The organism is Acinetobacter sp. YH12120 (assembly GCF_013418795.1).
Taxonomy (GTDB): domain Bacteria; phylum Pseudomonadota; class Gammaproteobacteria; order Pseudomonadales; family Moraxellaceae; genus Acinetobacter; species Acinetobacter towneri.
Window position 1 is genome coordinate 1 of the sequence record NZ_VPBI01000032.1, and the last position, 19,381, is coordinate 19,381.

The window sequence follows — 19,381 nt, forward strand, 5'->3', positions numbered from 1 at the left end:
AAATGATAGAAATGAATACACGTATTTATCTACGAGCTTCAACTAAAGATCAAGATGCAGAAAGGGCTTTGCAGATTCTTCAGGATCTAAACCAAAACTTGAATTTGGGTGAAACCATTGTGTACGTAGAAAACTATAGTGGTACGAAGTTAGACCGACCTGAATTGAATAAGCTACTGTCAGAAGCAAATCAAGGTGACACCTTGTTAGTTGAAAGTATTGACCGCTTATCACGCCTAACCCAACGAGATTTTCAAGAGCTGAAGCGCAGGATCCAGGAGAAGGGACTTCGTTTAGTCGTAGCGGATCTTCCTACTACCTACCAAATGATTCAAACCAGTGACAGCATTACTCATTCAATCCTGGAACTCATCAACAATATGTTGATTGATCTCCTGGCAACAATGGCTCGCCTAGACAATGAGAAACGTATAGAACGTATTAAGCAGGGCCTGGCACGTTCAGGTTACAAGCCAACAGGTAAGAAAGCCAATGAGGCTAAGCACAAACGAATAAAAGAATTGCTAGCAGCTGGCAATATGACTAAGGAGGAAATTGCCAAAGCAGTGAATTGTGGAGTTGCAACTGTCTATCGAGTTGCTAAAGTTATCTAAAAGCGGACATTTTTACTTTGGAGAAACCGGACATTTCTATTTTGGACTTACAACCTTTTTACGCATAATAGGTTTTATGTTAGACCTCTTGCGTTAGTCAAAATTTAATCAGTGATAAACGTTGATTTTTAAATAAATATCAAAGTCTAAAATAGTCAAAAATAATACTTTCGCAAGAGGTCTATTATCTAAAACAACCAAAATATTAATCGGAAAACACCCACCAAAAATTGTACCAGGTAGTGGATTTTTGCGGTAATGACAAAAGCATCCACTTGGGTGATATACACCAGTGTATCTGCAATAAAAAAATAAGGCAGTTTCAACTGTAAAATTGGAATATTAGGCGTCCGCCACTCATTTGCTTAAGCATTATGACTATCCACATGATATGGCATTACTGGCTACAGAAACTGTACTTGAGTAAGCAGATCACTTGGCAAAAGGACTTGCAGCCTCTGCCTAATTTCTACCACTAAATAACAACTAAAATAAAATTATATTGATTTTAAATTAGATGTATTTTAGTTGTATTTATACCTCTAAACCAAGTTCCTTAAATACCTCATTGTACTTTTGAATGAACTTCTCATCTTGTAGTTCAACCAGAAGTCTTTTCTCAAGATCAGCATAGCTTTCACCTACTGCAGCTTTTTGGCTTGCAAATGGATCATAGTGAGCCAGCTTGTTGGCAAAGAACTGAATTTGCTTATCTGAAAGCTTCTTAGGCTTCGTATGGATAACTTCCTTAGGTTGGTGCTTAGCAGTGAATGTAAATGAGAAACCGCTGATCGTACGCCCTAATTTGTGTTGTTCATAAGAAGCTGTGATATCCGTCAGTTCATTGATTTGGTTTAATGCTATATTCAGTACTCGAACCTTGAAGTTCGCCATCTTCGCATATTCACCTTCAGCTAATCCTAGCTTGAAGCGAAAGTCATCAATATCAAACATAGGTGTCTTTCCAACACTACGCCATTGAATCAGTAGCTCGTAGAGGCGAATCGCATACTTACTTGTAAGCGAACTAATTTGCTTAAGTTCATAAGCAGTGAATGACTTCTCAAGTTGAGTAATCAATGGAATGACATCTGGTGCAAAAGTGAGTTCTACGATACCTGCTGAATCCACATAAGCTATTTTGGATACCCAGCGTGATTTGACGATCTTTTCCTGTTGAGTTCCCTCATGGATACCCTTGTAACTAAATTTGCGTTCAAAGAGATTGCTAGCAGCATTTTTAAGCCCTTCATAGGCTGCGTGCTTATCAACATTGAATTGCTTCATGTAATGATGAGCATGGACCTCTAGAACACTATTCGCATCCACATTCTTGCTTAACTCTCTTGCTTGAACAATTGCCAATAAAATCAGTCTCTGTTCTGTTGTATCCAGATTATAGCTAGCATTGATTAATGCGTTATCCTTCACGACTAGATCATTTTTCACTATTGGGATCTTTTCCTTTAATTATAGTATTAGGATACATCAATTATACATGTAGACACAAGGTGGGAAAACGTAGACTTAAAGGTGGGAAAACGTAGACTCAAAGGTGGGAAAACGTAGACTTAAAGGTGGGAAAACGTAGACTTAAAGGTGGGAAAACGTAGACTTATTACCTCTGAAATGCTTGCTATATAAGGCTTGCAGAGGTCTTAAAAATAAAATTATTAAAAGTATTTAAAAATAAAAACGGTTATTGTTTAAAAATTAAGAGTATTTTTTGTTTTACGAGTATCCATTTACAGTTATGAAAATAAATGAAAGAACGATTTCCATATAGGTGGGAAAACGTAGACTTATACTAAATAAGAATTTAGTAATTTTTCACCTATTCTTTACATCAATCTAAAATATAACTATATTAGATTCAAATTAGTTACAAATTACAAGTAAAATGATCATCTTAATTGGAAGCCAAAAAGGTGGATGTGGGAAATCCACAATAGCCATCAATATAGCAACTTATCTTGCTAAACATAACAAAGACATTGTTTTAGTTGATGCAGATCCTCAACAAAGTTCAGCTAACTGGGTTAAGGACAGAGATGAAACAAATCTCCCTAAGGTACATTGTGTGCAACGATATGGAGACATCAAGAACACACTGAAAGACTTAGATAGCCGTTATGACTATGTTGTTGTAGATGTAGCAGGACATGACAGTAAAGAGCTTAGAACAGCAATGTTGGCAGCTCATTATCTTGTAGTGCCATTTAGACCTTCACAATTTGACCTGGATACCTTACCTCATCTTTCTGAAGTCATAGATCAGGCACAGTCATTTAATGAAGAACTCAAACCATTTGGGTTACTCACCTTAGCTCCTACGAATCCATCTGTATCAGAAGTACAACAAGCAAATGAGTATTTAGCAGATTTTCCTGCGTTCACGGCCTTATCTGCAGTAATCCATGACAGAAAGGTTTATCGCGATGTAGCAGCAGAAGGGAAAGGTGTAGTTGAATCCAATAACCCAAAAGCAGTTGACGAATTTGAGGCGTTCATGAAGGAGTTATTAGCATGATCAAGAAGAGAGAAATCAGTAAACCAAACTCTCCTGACATGGATTCTTTCATCAATGGTGCAGATGAGCAAAAGGTGACAAAGCTAGATCCTAAAGCCCCTAGGAAATTCAAGACACACACAATTCCTATGAATGAACATGAGTATCAATTGTTGGTTGAATTGGCCGAAAAGTATGGCCAAACGCATAATGGAATTATCCGCTTTGCTTTGAAGAAACTTAGTGAAGAATAGAAACTAATTTGAAACTAAATTAATTTTATTTTGGTTTTAATTAGTATTCGTTTTAGATGTAAAAAAAAGCCCTTCATCATTAAGGGCTTTTTATATGTAATTTTTCTCTCGTATGACCTATATTCTGATTTAAAGTGCTACAAAACAGAAAAGGCTATCCATAAATTACTAGTCGAAGTTAAAGAAATTGTCTGGGAAACAAGAAAGGAATGCCTTTTGAATATCGCTGTATTCACCTTCAGGATGTTCCTCTAGATACCGTCGAGTCCAAATCAGTGTTGCTTCATAATCGTTAAAACACTGATCGATTTGTAAAAAAATCCAAAGTTCATTTGCTTTTTGAATGAAAAAGTCATTGATGATCATCAGTGCAATTTTCTTTTCAGTATTTGCATTAGGGTATGAATACATAATGATTTCTCCTATAAAGATAGTAAATAGATTAGTTGATAAGCTATTTATAACACATAAAAATATGTGTTTACCACATATTTTTATGTGTTTTTATGTAAATGTAACCCTATGCTATAATTTCAAAACACCATTTCTATAAATTTAATCAAATGCCATATACTGAATTTCAACGTCTTATCGGTAAAGCAGGGCTTTCTATTAAAGAATTTGCTGAATTATTGGGCATAAAACCCAATTCAATTACGAATTACAGTAAACAAGGTGTCGTGCCTACACATATTGCTGTCATTGTTGCGTTGATTTCTACGATGAAAGATGAGGGATTGGATTTCTATCCAGTTTTTGAAAAAGTTAAATCGTATTCAAAAGACTAAAACTCTCGTTTTTTAATTGTTTTAAGCTGTGAGTGATGATGTAAAAAATGCCTGAAGTTCAGGCATTTTTTATTTTGAGGTACTTATAAACCTCGATAGAATTTTTCAATAAAGTTCCGAGTTTTGAGAACCAGGGTATTCATCATGGTATTCCGTTCTGAGATCTTAGGACGAGTAATCGGTAAGTCTTTGACATCTTCACGGCTAGGTAGGCGTTTAGTGTATTCATATTGACTAAGCACCGTTTTAAATACCTCAGGCTTGATGGCTTCTTTTTGACACAGTTCGTCCAAGGCCTTTTCTTTTTCCACATCCCAAAACTGAGCAAAGGCCTCTTCAACACTTTGACCATTGGCCATGCGTGGAATGTTTTCATCCAGGAACTTTTGAATCAGCTCTTGTTTGTCATACAAGTTGTGATTGGTCGAAATGATATCTTGCACCTGGGAACGATACTGCTGTTTCTTTTCAGGATCTTTATGATTGACCACCGATTGCAGTAAATTCAGGATATAACCGACATTCACGGTATCGCGGTGGATCAGTTCCAGTTGGAAATTGACGTCATTGAGGACCGATACTTTGTCTTTAGGCTGGATCACACGGACATTGTTGTACAGATATTTGTACTGTGAGGTATGTTTCTGGAATTCTGCTTTGTTTAAATCGGTATCGTCCTGGTCATACTCTACAAAGTTTTCCAATTGTGCATTGATCCGCATTACCTCACGGAAGGCTTTGACGTATTCCAATTGCTGTTCTTCAGTTTCTAGCGTATTGGGTACTTGATCAGGATCTGGGGCAATACTGAGTAAATGGGCAACCGCAGCATTGTATTTTTCTTTAATGCTGTCGAAACTTGGGATCAAGACAATTTTTTCTGCTTCATCCTTGTTTGAGAATAAGGTGAGGGCTTGGTCCGTGGCTTGTTTCAGGTTACGGAAGCACAGGATATTACCGAACGGCTTGTCTGCGTTCAGAATACGGTTGGTGCGTGAAAAGGCCTGAATGAGGCCATGATATTTAAGGTTCTTATCGACATACAGGGTGTTGAGTGGTTTTGAGTCAAAACCAGTCAGGAACATATTCACCACAAGCAGGATATCAATTTCTTTTTTTCGTACCCGATTGGCGATATCACGGTAGTAAGCGTAGAACTCATCACCTGAGTTGTAGTTCTGGCCAAATTTGGCATTGTATTCAGCAATGTATTGATCGAGCTTATCTCGGTTGGATTGGCTGATTTTGGTCGGGATATCCGCAGACTCTTCTTCAATTAAACCACTGTGATCTTCGACCTTGAGTTCTTCATTGGCTGCAAAGGAAAAAATCGTGGCAATGGTCAATGGGGTGTAAATCCCACCTTGTTCTTCGGCTTGCTGTTGTTTTTCTTGCTGTATTTTTTTAAATAGTTCGTAGTACTGGGTCAGGACTTCAACGGAACTGACACAGAACATCGCGGTGAAGGTTTTATTTTTGGTTTTGATATGGTGATTATCCAGGATATATCGGGTAATCATTTCGAGACGAGCAGGGTTATCAAACAGCTCTTTGGTATCAATTCCTTCTACATCTTCTTCATAGCTGTCGCTGTTTTCGATGCCGTTGCTGGTGTATTTGCCCAGATAGGCAATCTGGAAGGGTAAGACGTTACCATCACGAATAGCATCCGTAATCACGTATTTATGCAGGCATTCGTCAAATAGGGCATTGGTGGTGACTGCTTTTGAGTCAATTTTCAGTTGGCTATTTTTCTCAAAAATTGGCGTTCCTGTAAAACCAAACATTTGCGCCTGATTAAAGAAGCGTTTGATATTGCGATGAGTATCGCCAAATTGGCTACGGTGACATTCATCAAAAATAATCACCACTTTTTTGTCTTTGAGATAGCTAATCTGATCGCTATAACGATCAGAACTAATCGCAATATTGAGCTTTTGTAAGGTGGTGACAATCAGTTTGTCATGCTTTTGGCCCAATTGAGTAACCAAGGTGCTTGTATTCTTGGTGGTATCAACACTGTCTTTTTTGAAGGCATTGAACTCACGAACTGTTTGGGTATCGAGATCACTACGATCCACCACGAATAGGACCTTTTCAACTTCAGGCAAGCGCATGATGAGTTGACTGGCTTTGAATGAAGTGAGGGTTTTTCCTGAGCCTGTGGTGTGCCAGATATAGCCATTTTGCTCTGAATGTTGCACACGCTGAATAATCTGTTGTACCGCATAGATTTGGTATGGACGCAGCACCATCAAACGCTTTTCAACTTCCAATATCACCATGTATTCAGTCAGCATTTGGGTGATGTGCTGATGGTTTAAAAAGGCTTCGGCAAAGATATCGATTTTATGGATGTGCTTATTGTCAAAATCTGCCCAAGGGAAGGTAAATTCGAAATTACTGGTGCCTGTTGAATAGTAATGGGTGTGGTCACGATTACTGATCACAAACAGTTGGATGTAATTAAACAGACCTGCTCCGCTACCATAAGCAGCTTTGGCATAGCGTTGGGTTTGGTTAAAGGCTTCAGGAAGCTCGACACCTGCGCGTTTTAGCTCGATTTGGACTAAAGGTAGGCCATTGATCAGTAAGGTGACATCAAAGCGACTTGTGTGACCGTTACTCGTACTGTGATCAATCGCAATTTGATTGGTCACTTGGTAGATGTTTTTCGTAGGATCTGCGAATAAAAAATCAATGTGGCGTGTAGATCCATCATCAAAGTTCACAGGAAAGCGATTACGCAGGACCTTGGCACAGTTGAAGCTGTTCCCTGCTTTGAGATGATTCAGGACTTGTGCCCATTCATGTTCAGAAAAAGAAGTGATGCCATTGGCACGTTCAACTTGAAGTTTCAGATTGCTCAGCAATTGAGTCTCATCTTTAACATCAACCTGGTTGTAGCCTAGTTGTTTGAGTTGTTCAATGAGTTCATTTTCAAGTTGAGCTTCGCTTTGTACAGACATCTCTTTCTCTAATTTTTTATTCAATTACAGTGATCTAAATGGAATCCACCTGATTGAAAGTTGAAACATACTCTGATGTTTTACCCTCAAAACTTTCAATCAGATGGTTGGATTTGCTTGATAGATATTTAAACAAACATTTGCTGTAAAAGCCCTTTTTTCCAAAGCTTAGCTTGCTCTAACTGCTCTGAAACTACATTAATTTTTTGGTCTATAGCAGATAAAAAGTTAGCGATTTTGGTTTGTTCTGGTAATGATGGAACAATTTTCTGTGTATTCTCCATTCCTTGTTTTGTAACATGCAACATGGTTGAACCGTTCAAACTTCTTTTCATTTTCTCAGTCATTTCATCCAACAGAAAATACATATATTTTCTATCAAGCAATGAAGGATTTACTTCAATTTTCCAAATATGGTAATGAAAAATAGCTTTTTCTCCTTGCCAAAAAACTGGTCCAAATGTTGCTGACCACATATAAAGTAAATCATTGTTATAGCAATATTGGTGAGCTGGTAGGTTTAAGTTGGAGTAGTAATATTCTTTCCCAGAACCTGTTAAATTCTGCAAGCGAATAACTGGAATACCTTCTTTTTCCCATTCAGTTTGTTTATAAGCACGACCATTAATAAACTGGCAAATTTCCCCAAGCTTTTTTTCCTCCCACTCCCCAAATTCACTACCATCATCCGCTTTGAAACGAATCTGCTTACTAAACAGCTTCTGCATCATGGCTTGTTTATATTGGCTCAGCAGCTGATGTTTTTGCTTGAGTTGTCTAATCTTTTCATCTACCGCAGAAAGAAAAGAGGCGATTTTGGTTTGTTCGGGGGTGGCTGGAAGAAAAATAGACATCCCTTGAATAGCGTAAAGCGCTAACTTAGGTTGAGCACCTACAGTAGATACTGAATCAATTAATTGTGAGAGTGATCCATTATTTAGGTACTGTAATAGATATTTTTGATCGCATTTGATATTAGTTAATTTGTCGGCATTTTCAGTTAAATTGGCATTATTAAGTTCATGAGGAATAATTCCTACTAACCCCAAAGTTCCAGCTACCGAGATATAGATATCATCGACAGTAATCCGATATCTCTTAATCTGATCAACTGCATCCAATGGAACATAGCGGATTTTATCGCAATTAACAGTGCCATCCTCCATGTCAGTAACAGTGATGTATGGATAACCAGTATCACTCTCAACTAAGGAATAACCTTTTGGTAATCGTTTACCACCACGAACATCTGCAATGTCTGAAATAACTTTCTCAGACCAATCCCCATCAAACTCCTTAAACCGTAACTTAGGCACAGCCATTACTTCACCTCCGCAAATGGCGAAGCAATCCCAAGCTCTTTGCAAAACTCAGCTATAACTGTATCGGTCTTTTTACTTTCAACCTCCAAAGCCTGCAAAGCTTGCGCAATTGTATCAAGGTCAATCTCGTCCTCAGCTTCAAAGGTATCGACATAACGTGGAATATTCAGGTTGTAATCGTTGTCTTTCACTTCCTGTAAAGTGGCGACATGCGCATACTTTTCAATATTCTGACGCTGTTCAAATGCTGTAATGATTTTATCCAGATGCTCAGGCAATAGCTTGTTTTGGTTCTTTTGTTTGTCGAAGTCATTGCTGGCATCAATAAACAGAATATTGTCTTTGTGCTCACGATTTTTCTTCAAGACTAAAATACAGGTTGGAATAGACGTACCGTAGAAAATATTGGCAGGTAAACCAATGATGGTATCAATGACATTCAGTTTTTCAATCAGGTACTGACGAATCATGCCTTCACTTGAACCACGGAATAACACACCATGCGGAAGTACAACGGCCATTGTGCCATTGTCATCAAGTTGATGAAGCATGTGCTGAACAAAAGCCATATCTGCTTTTGAACTTGGTGCAAGCTTACCAAAACTGCTAAAACGTTCATCTTGTAAGAAGATTGGATCTGCTGACCATTTTGCTGAGAATGGAGGATTGGCTACGACTGCTTCAAAACGTAAATCTTTATGCTGTGGACGAGTGAGAGTATCTTCTTGCTTGATATCGAATTTAGCAAAGTGAACATCATGTAGAATCATGTTCATTCGTGCCAAGTTGTATGTGGTACGGTTCATCTCTTGACCGTAAATCATATCGACATCTTGAACTTCACGTTTTACACGCAACAGTAATGAACCTGAACCACACGTCGGGTCATAGACTGAACGTAGACGTTCTTTGCCTTGAGTCACGATCTTTGCAAGTAAGGTTGATACGGTTTGAGGAGTATAGAATTCACCTGCTTTTTTACCAGCACCAGAAGCAAACTCACCAATCAGGTATTCGTAAGCATCACCTAATACATCCGACTCTGAATTACTAAGATCGAAGTCAATATTATCGAGATGGGTCAGTACTTTGCTGACTAACTCATTACGGTCATTGGCATTGTTGCCGAGTTTAGTAGAATTGAGGTCTAGATCTTCAAATAGATTGGCAAAGTCATCTTCAGACTCAGCACCTAGAGTACTACGTTCGATTTCTCGCAAGGTATTTGAAAGCTCATCAAGAATAAACTCACCCTGACGACCACGTTCAGCAATTGTGTGGAACAGTTGTTTTGGTGCTAGGGCATAACCGACTTCTTCAACTGAGTTTTCTTTGATGCCGTCAATCAGTTCAGCGTGATCAGGGTTATTTTCATCAAGTTGATAGTATTTTTCTGCAAGGCCTTCATCTTTCAACAGTTCATTGGCAAAAGAAATCGCTTTTTCTGACAGGTATTTGTAGAAAATGAAGCCGAGAATGTAGTCACGGAACTCATCGGCTCCCATTTTTCCACGTAAGTCGTTTGCAATGTTCCAAAGATGTTTTTGTAGTTGTTGAAGTTGAACCTGGGTCATGAAGCAAGAATCTCTAGTAATACCTAAATTTACTTAAGTATAGCGAGTATCTGCTTATAAAAATTAGGTTTATTAGGTTATGAAAGTAGATAAATGATGAATTTCGAATAAGAGTTTTTATGTTAAATATCTGAATAAATTTATTATTTTAATTCAATGTTCTATGACAAAATAAGGCTATTAGAAATTGATTAGATAAGTTGAAAAAAATCATGAGTATTACTCCAAGAGGTATGAGCGTACAAGAAAGCTATCGTCTTTACAGAGATAATAAGCTGATCGTTAATAGAAAATATCAGCGAAAATTGGTTTGGACCTGTGCTGAAAAAGAACATTTAATTGACAGTATCATCAAAGATTACCCAATTCCTCTCATTCTATTAGCTGAAATTAATGAAGATGGATCGACATTTTATGAAATTATCGATGGAATGCAGCGTTTAAATGCAATCTTTAGTTTTATCGAAAATGAATATTCAATCGATGATAAATATTTTGACATTGATCAATTTTCTCGAGCTAAATTAGCTTATAACAATGGCGTATTTGATATTCAAGAGGGAGCTGAAAAGCTACCCTCTGTTGTATGTGCTGATATCCTTGATTATCAGTTAGCAGTAACTATTTTCCCTGTAGTGGATGGGAACTCAGTTACCGATATTTTTGGTCGTATTAATTCTGGTGGACGTCAACTTAGTGCTCAAGATAAGAGACAGGCTGGAATGATCGATGATTTTTCAATGTTAGTTAGAAAACTTTCATCTGAAATTAGAGGTGATGATTCTAATGATCAATTACCACTAGCTAGTATGCCTGACATTAGTATTGATTCAAACCGTTCAAATTTAGGATATGCCTTAAAAGCAGAGGAAATATTTTGGTGTAAACAAGGTGTCTTGTGGGCTAAGCAATTGAGAGACAGTGAAGATGAGGAAATGGTTGTTGATATATGTGCTTCCCTGTTGCTAAATCAACCGATAGCAAGGAGTAAAGAGCTTTTTGATAAAATATATGATGAAAATGATGAGGTATATTCAACAATTAGACGAAATTTGAATACTTATGGTATAGAGAGACTTAGTACTGAAATAAAAGTTACTCTCTCTGTTTTAAAAGAAGTTATTAATGAGTATGATCCATCCGCAAATGCATTAAGAAGAATTGTTAACCCTACGAGAAACCCTATCAAAGCATCTTTTTATGCGATATTTATGGCATTTTATCGGTTGGTTATTGAAGAAGAAAAAACTCCTGAGGATATTCAAGGAATAATGAATGCCTTGAATGGGTTACAACAACAAATGAATTCTTCAGCTAACTATGCAACTACAGAAGATCGAGTTAAGAATATTGATAAAACAGTTGGTTTAATTCAAAGATTTTTCGTTCGAAGCGAACCACCTTTGCTTAATCATGGAGCTGGATTAGCGTTGGATGTTGAGAACTCACTTAGACGTTCTAGATTGGAAACTGCTCGTTATGAATGTAAACAAGGCATTTTAAATGTAGATCACGATAAAAAAATCAATAACAAAGTTTTTGAAAAATTAATTCACACTATTTGTGCGATGGTGAATATAGGACCCGATTCAAATGGATATTTCTTTTTTGGGGTAGCAGATACTTTAGAAGATGCCCAAAGAATTTCAGAGATTTATTCTGAGAGTTATGAACAAATAGGTAGTAGATATATTGTGGGTGTCGATAGAGAAGCCAGTACTTTAGGAATTAGCTTAGAAGAATATATTGATAAAATTGTGCATCATATTAGAAAGTCAGAATTACCAGATTCTCTAAAAACTCAAGTATTAGCAAAAATTGACATAGTTGAAGTTAGAGGGAAAACAATTATAAGAATTAATGTTCCTTCACAAAGTGAAGTTTGTTTCGTAGGAGATGACGCATATATTCGTGATAATACAAAGACTAGAATTGCTACACCAAAGGAGTTGGTAACTATCTCAAAATTATTTTGAGTACGTCTATTGCATTCTTCATAACTTCTAAAATTAACATAATACACCTTATACGAAATGCGTTATAATTCCACTTAGAAATCAATGCTGTAGTTTCTAGTTTATAGCCCATCTTCCCCAAGGTGGGTTTTTTTTATGATTTTTCATGTTTCACGGCTATTCTTTGATCAATGTTTCACGCTTTTGATTAGCTGCCGTGAACAATAACCTCAGCCATTCGGCAAGAAAAACCGGCTCCAGAAGCCCCTTTTTTCTGGTTCTGGCGCAATATGTTCAGGGACTGGAATACGCTTATTTTCTGTCTGTTCTGGAGTAGTCAATCCGTCATCTTTAGGCTGAGTTTGGATCTCGGCTTCTACTGGAGCTTCTTCTTTGGCTAATTCAACCGTTTCTTGAGGTGCAGCAGCAGGTGTTGGATCTTCTACTTTTGGCGGTTTTGGGGCTTCCAGTAGACGTTGCATAGCTTCGATTTGTTCCTGATAGAACGATTCACGTTCTAGCGATTGATTTTCTCTCAGCACTGCCTGATTTAACTGTTTTTCCAGTATGTCAACTTGACGTTTTAGTAAGTCAACTTCTGTCAAGTTTTGACTGTTAATTGATTGACTTTGATTGACACTAGTCTCTTTTTTTTGTGGTTCCCCAAAAACTCTTAAGGCTTCTGTAAAGTCAATTAAACCATCAGATCCTTTAGATAAATTTCCTTTGTTTATATGTGCATATATGGCCTGTCTTGAATATCCGTAAAGCTTGGCCAACTCTGAAACTGACAGTTTTTTCATTATGTAAACCAGTTTTCAACCTGTGTTAATACTTGACTGTTAACTTAACAATTTCAATTAACAATGTCATTTAAATCTTACTTTTCTGATCTGAGTAAAAGAATTAACTCCTTAACACTTTAAATCACCCTCATTTGCTCTGTATTGGATTTTTATAGACATTCCCCCTTTGTAGATCCATAGGTTTTAAAAAGTAGCTTAAAACGCAAATGGTGGAGTTTTATCAGGGGGTAGGGTTTTCGAATAATTTTTTCAATGTGGTTTCAATACGATTCAAATAAGCAAAAAAAACCGCAATTCATTGCTGAATTGCGGTTCCGAAAAATTTCTTCTATCCAAACCTATGTGTGTTTTTAAAGTCTGGTAGGTTTTTTCTTGCTAACAGGTGCCATATTCGGATCTGCCACACAATTCACAGTCCCAACATTTTTTTATCTGCCAACGTCTTGGATCAGACCTGCCCTGTTGCCAGTAGCTACCCGAAGAACGCTATATCATTTTTGAGAGGAAGTGAATATCTGTGAGTGAATTATTTTTTATCTCATGGAAATAGAAAAGACCGTACTACAAAGGTGCAGTACGGTCTTTAAAAAATGATAAAACAATAGATCTCTCTATGTGTTTAGAATTAATCAATTCACTTGAGAAAGTGAGTGGATTAATTTGATGAAATGTTAATTTAATCAAGATTTTAATCTTGGATGTATTGATTAGAGGGATGGATAGAAAGTTGGTGACTAATCAACAAAAAATCGTTCCATAATTAATACTGTTAAATTTTACAGTTCGTTGGATAGTCCTCGTAAAGCTGAGGATTGCTACACAGAATATGTGTGGATTTCACTCTGCCATCTCTGACAGTTCATCTATTTAACGAAAAGGTAAAGCCGATGAATAACTCTCTCATGCTTACAGGACTGAGATCCTGATGATTTTGTTACCTAAAATCATAAAGGTCTGAACGAGAAAGCGTCAGACTTTGCTTGTAAGCCAAGCGACTACGTTTGCTTTTGTTGCAAGTACCAAAGAAATACCATTTCATACTCGATTAAAGATCTACCAAATCTTAAGTTGAGCATCTCAAAACCACCTATTTTGAAATTGGTTACTTGCAGTCCTTCTTTTGCTTTTTCACTACACACACGCTCGAGTTTTCGTCCTACTGACTTGTACGATTTTTGTCTATCTTGTTGTAAAACTACTAAAACCAAGATAGTTAACGCATTCGCCAATAATAGTGGGTTTCGCCCCCGCCTACTCTCCCGATCTCCCGATGGATAAATGATCCTTTGCTTGCTTTGCGTCAAATGAAGACATTCGCAAGAATTAAAATCAAAACTGTTTTTCTTAGCTTTTGACTAAAAAAATCAACTGTAGTGGCTATTATGAAAAATCATAACTACAGTCACAGCTCCATCTTCCACACTTACACCAAAATCTACTATGTACCCTTCGGATAGCTTATAGCCCTTAATTCCACTCCCCGATCAATCAATTGATCTTCGATTTCCCCTGTCGTCGTTCCGTAAACAGGCTTGGCAAGAATTAAAAACAAAGTTATATCCCATTGATACCCACTCGCACCCCTACACTACAAACAACGTAGTGCTTAGGTTCTGCTAGAGTTGAGCTATTCGTGCTGATTGTGTCTTTCCACACAACCAAAAAGTTTCGACCTAATGATGATCATCTACTTTCCACAGATCCCCGAGCTTCTGCTCTTTCACTGTGACACTCCCTCTCGTGGCATTGCATCTGCGGTTATTTTCCCTACAGAAACACGGCTGAATCGACAAAAAAATCGTCTACAGCTTCGATTATGGTTTCATGGTCGCCCAAGTACCAACCACCATTCGCACAAAGGCATTGGTGGCTCTGTTCACACAATTGGAACGGATAGAAAAAAGGCTGACACGCAACACCATCAAAGATGATATTGCGCTGACACCTTTTAGCCCCCTTCGTTTGCGATACCGAGCCATTTGGCATGGCAGTACGCTTCACGCTGAGGTAGATCGTATTCGTTCGATACATACAGGTCGCCAACCTGCATGCCAAAAAAGCAATGAATTAGAAGTTAGTCAGACTCCCAAAACATTTTTACAAAGAAGAAAAAAGCAAAGGGAGTTGGTAGCTCCCTGTTGAACAAAGAGCTAGACCTAACTTCTAAAAAAGAAGAACCAATTTTTAAAGAATACGGTTTAACAAGCCGAATTTATCACCCTATTCAGGGCGGGGCAATCAGAGTTTCATCAAATTACAGGAACGACTTGATTACACCCTGATTGCCCCGCCACGAAGCTTCGCTTCGTAAGAAAAGCCAGCTTCGCTGACTTTTCTTTTCAAAATCCTTGCTTTGCAAGGATTTGTTTTTAAATGTAAATTTATTAAAAAAAGTAATACCTGAAATTTTTTAAATTATTACATTTCCACTATTACACCTTTTCAAAATTTTATTGCTTGGTGAGCAAATGGGGAAATGAAAGTGATTTTTTACACCACTTCAAACAAATTTTTTATGTCGGCAATTTTGAATTGTGTTAGCAAAGGAAAAGCGACTTTCTATCGAAAAATATTTATCGATATTGACCAAGCTGAGAAAGGAATTGCGAGTTTAATTAAGCGGTACAATGTTGGTTTAGGTTCTGCAACAAACAATAAAAACTTTGCCTGTAATGGACACCTTGTTATTCAGTACAACCAAGATTTAAGGCAAAAAAGACAGGTCATCATTTGTATTTTGATTACTCTACCTCAAGAAATCCGAGATACTTCTCTGCTGTATCAAAAGCTAGTTGCAGACTTACAAGTCGAGCCTGCGCCAACTCCACGAAAAAGGAAAAACCTTGCGATTGCTTATCAGAAAGACTTTATAAAAAAAGACTTCAAGGAAAGGGATGGATCAGAAAATCGTGAAGAATTTCATAGCTTAGAGCATGAGAAACAGAGGATCTACATCTACAATGTTGATTCAGTCGTAAAGCTAGAATTGAGAAAGTCAGACTATCCTAAAGCCAAAGTAAGACAGATGCAGAAGTATGCCGATGAACAGGCTTTAAAACAGGGTAAACCACCTAGAAAAATCAGTGGATCTCGATGGACTTGGCATCTCACGCCTGTTTATATGGATCTGATATTTTCTGTAGCCAAAGTTGAGATTGATAAAAAGATTTTGATTAAAAAGGATTTAATCAAAAAGACGGTTACTCAATCAAAAGCTAATATGCCGACTAAGGATGTGATAAAGCGTCAAGCAAGGTTAGAGCCTTCTGAGTACCGTGAAGCGATTTCTAATGTCGCTTTCATGGTTGACACCATTCCTATGTTTGGCGGTACTTTGGCTGATGTGGGGCAAGTGGTACAGAAACTTGAAAAGCAGTTCAATCGAGGGCAAGCACATAAAGCTAAAGGTGCTTGGGCTACTCAGAAAAAAGTTCATTTGCCGATCACAGAAGCTTTTGATATTCAAAGGCTAAAAAAAGAAGCATCATATTCGACCCGTATCGATTGGAAGTATCATTCCTTTTCTTCTTTGTATGAAGCTGTTGAAACCTTTGCAGATCATGAAGATATGGACGAAAAGTATAAGCAAAAAAGAGAAGAAGACGTTTTAAAATTCTATGAAAAGGGGCAAGCAAGGATTGCAAGAAGAACCAAACAGCAGAACAATGACCGCAGGATTAAACTCAGTAGAGAACGGGTACAGAAATTGATTCAAAAGCGGTTTTCAAAATGGAAAGATAAAGTCCGTGGGATACATAAGGATCAAAAGCAGTAAGTGGATCTGGCCAACCACACCAGGATTTTTTCAAAATCTTGGTGTGGTTGGCAGGTCAAACTTAGCCCTTAAAGTCTGTTTCAGTTCGCAAAGCCTTGAAAATGCGCTTTGCTGTATTTTCACGAACCGATTTTGGATCTCGTAAAATATTCGAAATCCATACCGCAAATGCTTGATAGTCCTTGTTGCCTGCAAGGTCACTGATGCTGTGGACATTTGAAAGAATGGAGCTGTAAGTGTTGATCTGGCTGTCAGTCATCTTGCAGAACATATGAACGGTATTTTGATCTCCACCCTCAATCGCTTTCAGCTTCGACTTCTCCTTGACTGTAAAACGGAAGCCAACGACAGCACGCCCCGATTTTATGTTCTCGTAGGTTACGTTAATATCTGTCTGTTCTGTAATTTCATCTAATGATGGTTGAATTACACGTTTTTTTAAGTTGCTTAGGTCATTGTATGAATCGGGCACGCCTAGCTCATTTCTAAAATCTTCTAGGGATATTTCAAATCTCCCCATTGCCTGAAATTTTTTAGCTAGATGATATAAGTCGAAAGAGTAGTCCCTTTTCAATCTCAGTATGATGTCTTTTTTGTACTTGGTATAGGGATTTACCTTGTCGAACTCTTTGAGCATAAATAAGACAACTTCGGGAAAGCGAATAGCAATCCCTCCTGATTCGTAAGTGCAGTCAATTACCCAATTAGATAAGACCTTTTTGTTTTTTTCATTATGATAAGAAAAATATCTTTTAATCAATGACTTACTTGCTTTTTCTAGCTGTGCATATGCTGAGTGCTGTGTGATCCCACACTCTTTCGAAAAATCTTCTGCCGTGATGATAATAGCGTCTTTTTCCGTAGCATCTTGTGTACGTGCAAGAGGGCTAGAAAGAATCAAAAGGCGTTTTTCATTTACACTCATGCTTTTAAAACACTCTTGAATGTTATTTTGCATTACGACCCATGATGGAGGGTAAGTTGTTATTTTCATAAAGCTAAAATCAAAAAAGTACAATGGATACAATGTACTTAACAATAGCAATATAAGATCAGAAAGTCTATAAAAGTATACAATCTACAATGAACTTTTTATGGGTTTTTGCTCAAATTTTGAGTCCCCTATTTGTACTTTTTTTTAATAAAATGCAATCCAGTATCCGATCTACAATGTGCTTGGTTTTTGGGTTTAGATCAAAATTCGAGTCTTTTTTTGTGCTTTTTTAGCAAAACGCAACAAAGAATCTAGTTTGGAATGTACTTGGTATTGGATTTTCGCTCAAAATATACCTATATTTTTTAATTTACTCATTAAAAGTACAATATATTTATTGTACTTTTCAGTCCCTCAAAAGTACTTAGTTAGTCCCTCAAAAGTACTTTTTTAGAAGCTAAAAGTCCCTCAAAAGTACTTAGTTAGTCCCTCAAAAGTACTTTTTTAAAGTCTGAAAGCATTGATATATATGGCTTACAGGGGGGGCTAAAAGTATTTTAAAAGCTTATTAAAAGAATAAAAAGGAGCAGGGGAGTAAAAACTGCCCTATGACACTCGCCAAAGCTCGTGGCATTTTGACCTCGCTAAAGCTCGGTTTAAAGGGCAGTTTTGGGTTACTACGGTGAGAAGATTCTAAAAAAGCAAAAAAAGTGACTATGACTTCGCTTCGCTCAGGAGTTTTTTACTCGCTTTGCTCAATCTAAGAGTAAGTGCAAATAATTGATCTACTGATTTTTTGAAGCAAAGGTTTTTAAAAGCGGTTTTTCAGAGAGTTTAGACACAAATTTTGGTGTGGTCGCTCGTAGACACTCGCTCGGAATTTAGATGATACAGAAACCATCTGTCGTGATGGGAAATAATCGTATTTTGCTCTCTTTTGATCTGTGAGGTATTTTTTCTTCTTTTCTATATCCGACTACCAAAATTAATTTAAGGTGGCTTATAGCGCAAATGGTGGGGTTTTATCGATGCATTACTCCAATATCTTAACGAAAGTAAGGAACTTGCAGTACACATCAGACTAAAACAAAGAAATTCACGTTGAGTATAGAATGAACACCCAAGGCATGGCTTTTAGTCATGCTTTTTTTATCAAAAGAGTATAGTTTTTTCTTTCTGCGGTCAGCTCTGCTATAGCTTCGATAGCTCTAACGGATCGTTAAAAATAAAATCGCGTCTATCAATAAAAATTATGCCTTTGTTGTGTCGCTTGATAGAACGCTTTGCTTTGTCAAAGTCATGAGCATCCCAAAAACCATCGCCAGCACATAGAATCAATGGGTGCTGCCATTCCGCCATCTGTGCCAGTGCTACGACTTTTTGAGTCCCGCTGTCTGCTTGCCAGCGAACAAAAATAATGGACTGCGCGGCTTTTATTAATCTACACGCATTTTTTGATAATCTCGATTGAACGCTCATTAAAATATCCATATCCTAAACTTTAGGATATTATATCAACTAAATAGCAACTAATCAGCAATTAAATAGCAACTAAATTAAAATGATGGTCCCTCAAGGTCATCCTTTGTTGAAGTAACAACTGTTTCAAATTGGTTATAAAAGTGGGGCAAAGTTCCCGCTCTGCCCCTACAACCATGACTAGTGTTCTATCATTGGACTATAGCTGAATGATAGCGAGCCAAATCGCATACAGTATCTATCATTAGACTTAATGTAATAATTAAATGATAGTGTTATCATTAATCTAATAGAATTAAGATTAAATGATAGAAATGAATACACGTATTTATCTACGAGCTTCAACTAAAGATCAAGATGCAGAAAGGGCTTTGCAGATTCTTCAGGATCTAAACCAAAACT

General features: G+C 37.3%; 13 protein-coding genes and 3 pseudogenes. 7 read left to right on the plus strand and 9 right to left on the minus strand.

Annotated elements, in window-relative coordinates; translation table 11 throughout:
* Window positions 1–2: 2 nt before the first annotated feature.
* Window positions 3–614, plus strand: coding sequence for a recombinase family protein (locus FTU58_RS13045; RefSeq protein WP_004740252.1), 612 nt, complete (start codon window positions 3–5; stop codon window positions 612–614).
* Window positions 615–1,148: 534 nt separating this feature from the next.
* Here FTU58_RS13045 and repM read toward each other — a convergent pair.
* Entirely contained in the window at window positions 1,149–2,063 is a 915-nt protein-coding gene (gene repM, locus FTU58_RS13050) for a replication initiation protein RepM (RefSeq protein WP_180038294.1), read from the minus strand.
* A gap of 451 nt (window positions 2,064–2,514) precedes the next feature.
* Between repM and FTU58_RS13055 the strand changes: the two genes are divergently transcribed.
* Together FTU58_RS13055 and FTU58_RS13060 are read left to right on the plus strand one after the other, a co-directional pair.
* Complete coding sequence (locus tag FTU58_RS13055; protein WP_180038292.1) at window positions 2,515–3,144, plus strand: AAA family ATPase; 630 nt, start codon at window positions 2,515–2,517, stop codon at window positions 3,142–3,144.
* On the plus strand, window positions 3,141–3,377 hold the full coding sequence (locus FTU58_RS13060) for a hypothetical protein (protein WP_180038290.1): 237 nt from the start codon (window positions 3,141–3,143) through the stop codon (window positions 3,375–3,377). Before FTU58_RS13055 ends, FTU58_RS13060 begins: the two co-directional genes overlap by 4 nt.
* A gap of 168 nt (window positions 3,378–3,545) precedes the next feature.
* On the opposite strand, the gene FTU58_RS13065 is transcribed toward FTU58_RS13060, so the two are convergent.
* Window positions 3,546–3,788, minus strand: a complete 243-nt coding sequence (locus FTU58_RS13065; protein WP_180038288.1) for a hypothetical protein — start codon at window positions 3,786–3,788, stop codon at window positions 3,546–3,548.
* A 152-nt stretch (window positions 3,789–3,940) separates the two neighbouring features.
* Between FTU58_RS13065 and FTU58_RS13070 the strand changes: the two genes are divergently transcribed.
* Complete coding sequence (locus FTU58_RS13070) at window positions 3,941–4,165, plus strand: helix-turn-helix transcriptional regulator (RefSeq protein ID WP_070155748.1); 225 nt, start codon at window positions 3,941–3,943, stop codon at window positions 4,163–4,165.
* An 83-nt stretch (window positions 4,166–4,248) separates the two neighbouring features.
* On the opposite strand, the gene FTU58_RS13075 is transcribed toward FTU58_RS13070, so the two are convergent.
* The 4 genes and pseudogenes from FTU58_RS13075 to FTU58_RS13085 form a co-directional block, all read right to left on the minus strand.
* Complete coding sequence (locus tag FTU58_RS13075) at window positions 4,249–7,134, minus strand: type I restriction endonuclease subunit R (RefSeq protein WP_180062542.1); 2,886 nt, start codon at window positions 7,132–7,134, stop codon at window positions 4,249–4,251.
* Window positions 7,135–7,262: 128 nt separating this feature from the next.
* Window positions 7,263–7,880: pseudogene (locus tag FTU58_RS14215) on the minus strand (restriction endonuclease subunit S); the annotation flags it as partial.
* A 69-nt stretch (window positions 7,881–7,949) separates the two neighbouring features.
* A pseudogene (locus tag FTU58_RS14220) lies at window positions 7,950–8,456 on the minus strand (restriction endonuclease subunit S); the annotation flags it as partial.
* Window positions 8,456–10,030: a type I restriction-modification system subunit M gene (locus FTU58_RS13085; protein ID WP_180062544.1), complete on the minus strand. Its 1,575-nt coding sequence runs from the start codon at window positions 10,028–10,030 to the stop codon at window positions 8,456–8,458. The gene FTU58_RS13085 and the pseudogene FTU58_RS14220, both read right to left, overlap by 1 nt.
* A 212-nt stretch (window positions 10,031–10,242) precedes the next feature.
* Here FTU58_RS13085 and FTU58_RS13090 point away from each other — a divergent pair, with 212 nt between their 5' ends.
* Entirely contained in the window at window positions 10,243–12,006 is a 1,764-nt protein-coding gene (locus FTU58_RS13090; RefSeq protein ID WP_180062545.1) for a DUF262 domain-containing protein, read from the plus strand.
* A gap of 209 nt (window positions 12,007–12,215) precedes the next feature.
* Here FTU58_RS13090 and FTU58_RS13095 read toward each other — a convergent pair whose 3' ends face one another.
* Window positions 12,216–12,788 (minus strand): plasmid replication DNA-binding protein, encoded by a 573-nt coding sequence (locus tag FTU58_RS13095; protein ID WP_180062546.1) that lies wholly within the window; start codon window positions 12,786–12,788, stop codon window positions 12,216–12,218.
* Between the two features lie 2,479 nt (window positions 12,789–15,267).
* Between FTU58_RS13095 and FTU58_RS13100 the strand changes: the two genes are divergently transcribed.
* Window positions 15,268–16,566: a hypothetical protein gene (locus tag FTU58_RS13100; RefSeq protein WP_176538541.1), complete on the plus strand. Its 1,299-nt coding sequence runs from the start codon at window positions 15,268–15,270 to the stop codon at window positions 16,564–16,566.
* A 61-nt stretch (window positions 16,567–16,627) separates the two neighbouring features.
* On the opposite strand, the gene FTU58_RS13105 is transcribed toward FTU58_RS13100, so the two are convergent.
* Both FTU58_RS13105 and FTU58_RS13110 read right to left on the minus strand, forming a co-directional pair.
* The gene (locus FTU58_RS13105) at window positions 16,628–17,524 is read right to left on the minus strand and encodes a replication initiation protein (RefSeq protein WP_176538542.1); all 897 of its coding nucleotides are present in this window, start codon (window positions 17,522–17,524) and stop codon (window positions 16,628–16,630) included.
* A gap of 1,167 nt (window positions 17,525–18,691) precedes the next feature.
* Complete coding sequence (locus FTU58_RS13110) at window positions 18,692–18,991, minus strand: hypothetical protein (RefSeq protein ID WP_227515244.1); 300 nt, start codon at window positions 18,989–18,991, stop codon at window positions 18,692–18,694.
* 293 nt (window positions 18,992–19,284) lie between these two features.
* On the opposite strand from FTU58_RS13110, the pseudogene FTU58_RS13115 reads away from it, so the two are divergent.
* Window positions 19,285–19,381, plus strand: a pseudogene (locus tag FTU58_RS13115) (resolvase); the annotation flags it as partial.

What these genes read in the sequence shown, in the direction of transcription:
- FTU58_RS13060 (WP_180038290.1), top strand. Translation starts at nt 3,141, where the DNA reads ATGATCAAGAAGAGAGAAATCAGTAAACCAAACTCTCCTGACATGGAT.
- FTU58_RS13045 (WP_004740252.1), top strand. Translation starts at nt 3, where the DNA reads ATGATAGAAATGAATACACGTATTTATCTACGAGCTTCAACTAAAGAT.
- FTU58_RS13065 (WP_180038288.1), bottom strand. Translation starts at nt 3,788, where the DNA reads ATGTATTCATACCCTAATGCAAATACTGAAAAGAAAATTGCACTGATG.
- FTU58_RS13095 (WP_180062546.1), bottom strand. Translation starts at nt 12,788, where the DNA reads ATGAAAAAACTGTCAGTTTCAGAGTTGGCCAAGCTTTACGGATATTCA.
- FTU58_RS13090 (WP_180062545.1), top strand. Translation starts at nt 10,243, where the DNA reads ATGAGTATTACTCCAAGAGGTATGAGCGTACAAGAAAGCTATCGTCTT.
- FTU58_RS13100 (WP_176538541.1), top strand. Translation starts at nt 15,268, where the DNA reads ATGAAAGTGATTTTTTACACCACTTCAAACAAATTTTTTATGTCGGCA.
- FTU58_RS13110 (WP_227515244.1), bottom strand. Translation starts at nt 18,991, where the DNA reads ATGGATATTTTAATGAGCGTTCAATCGAGATTATCAAAAAATGCGTGT.
- FTU58_RS13105 (WP_176538542.1), bottom strand. Translation starts at nt 17,524, where the DNA reads ATGCAAAATAACATTCAAGAGTGTTTTAAAAGCATGAGTGTAAATGAA.
- FTU58_RS13070 (WP_070155748.1), top strand. Translation starts at nt 3,941, where the DNA reads ATGCCATATACTGAATTTCAACGTCTTATCGGTAAAGCAGGGCTTTCT.
- FTU58_RS13085 (WP_180062544.1), bottom strand. Translation starts at nt 10,030, where the DNA reads ATGACCCAGGTTCAACTTCAACAACTACAAAAACATCTTTGGAACATT.
- FTU58_RS13055 (WP_180038292.1), top strand. Translation starts at nt 2,515, where the DNA reads ATGATCATCTTAATTGGAAGCCAAAAAGGTGGATGTGGGAAATCCACA.
- FTU58_RS13075 (WP_180062542.1), bottom strand. Translation starts at nt 7,134, where the DNA reads ATGTCTGTACAAAGCGAAGCTCAACTTGAAAATGAACTCATTGAACAA.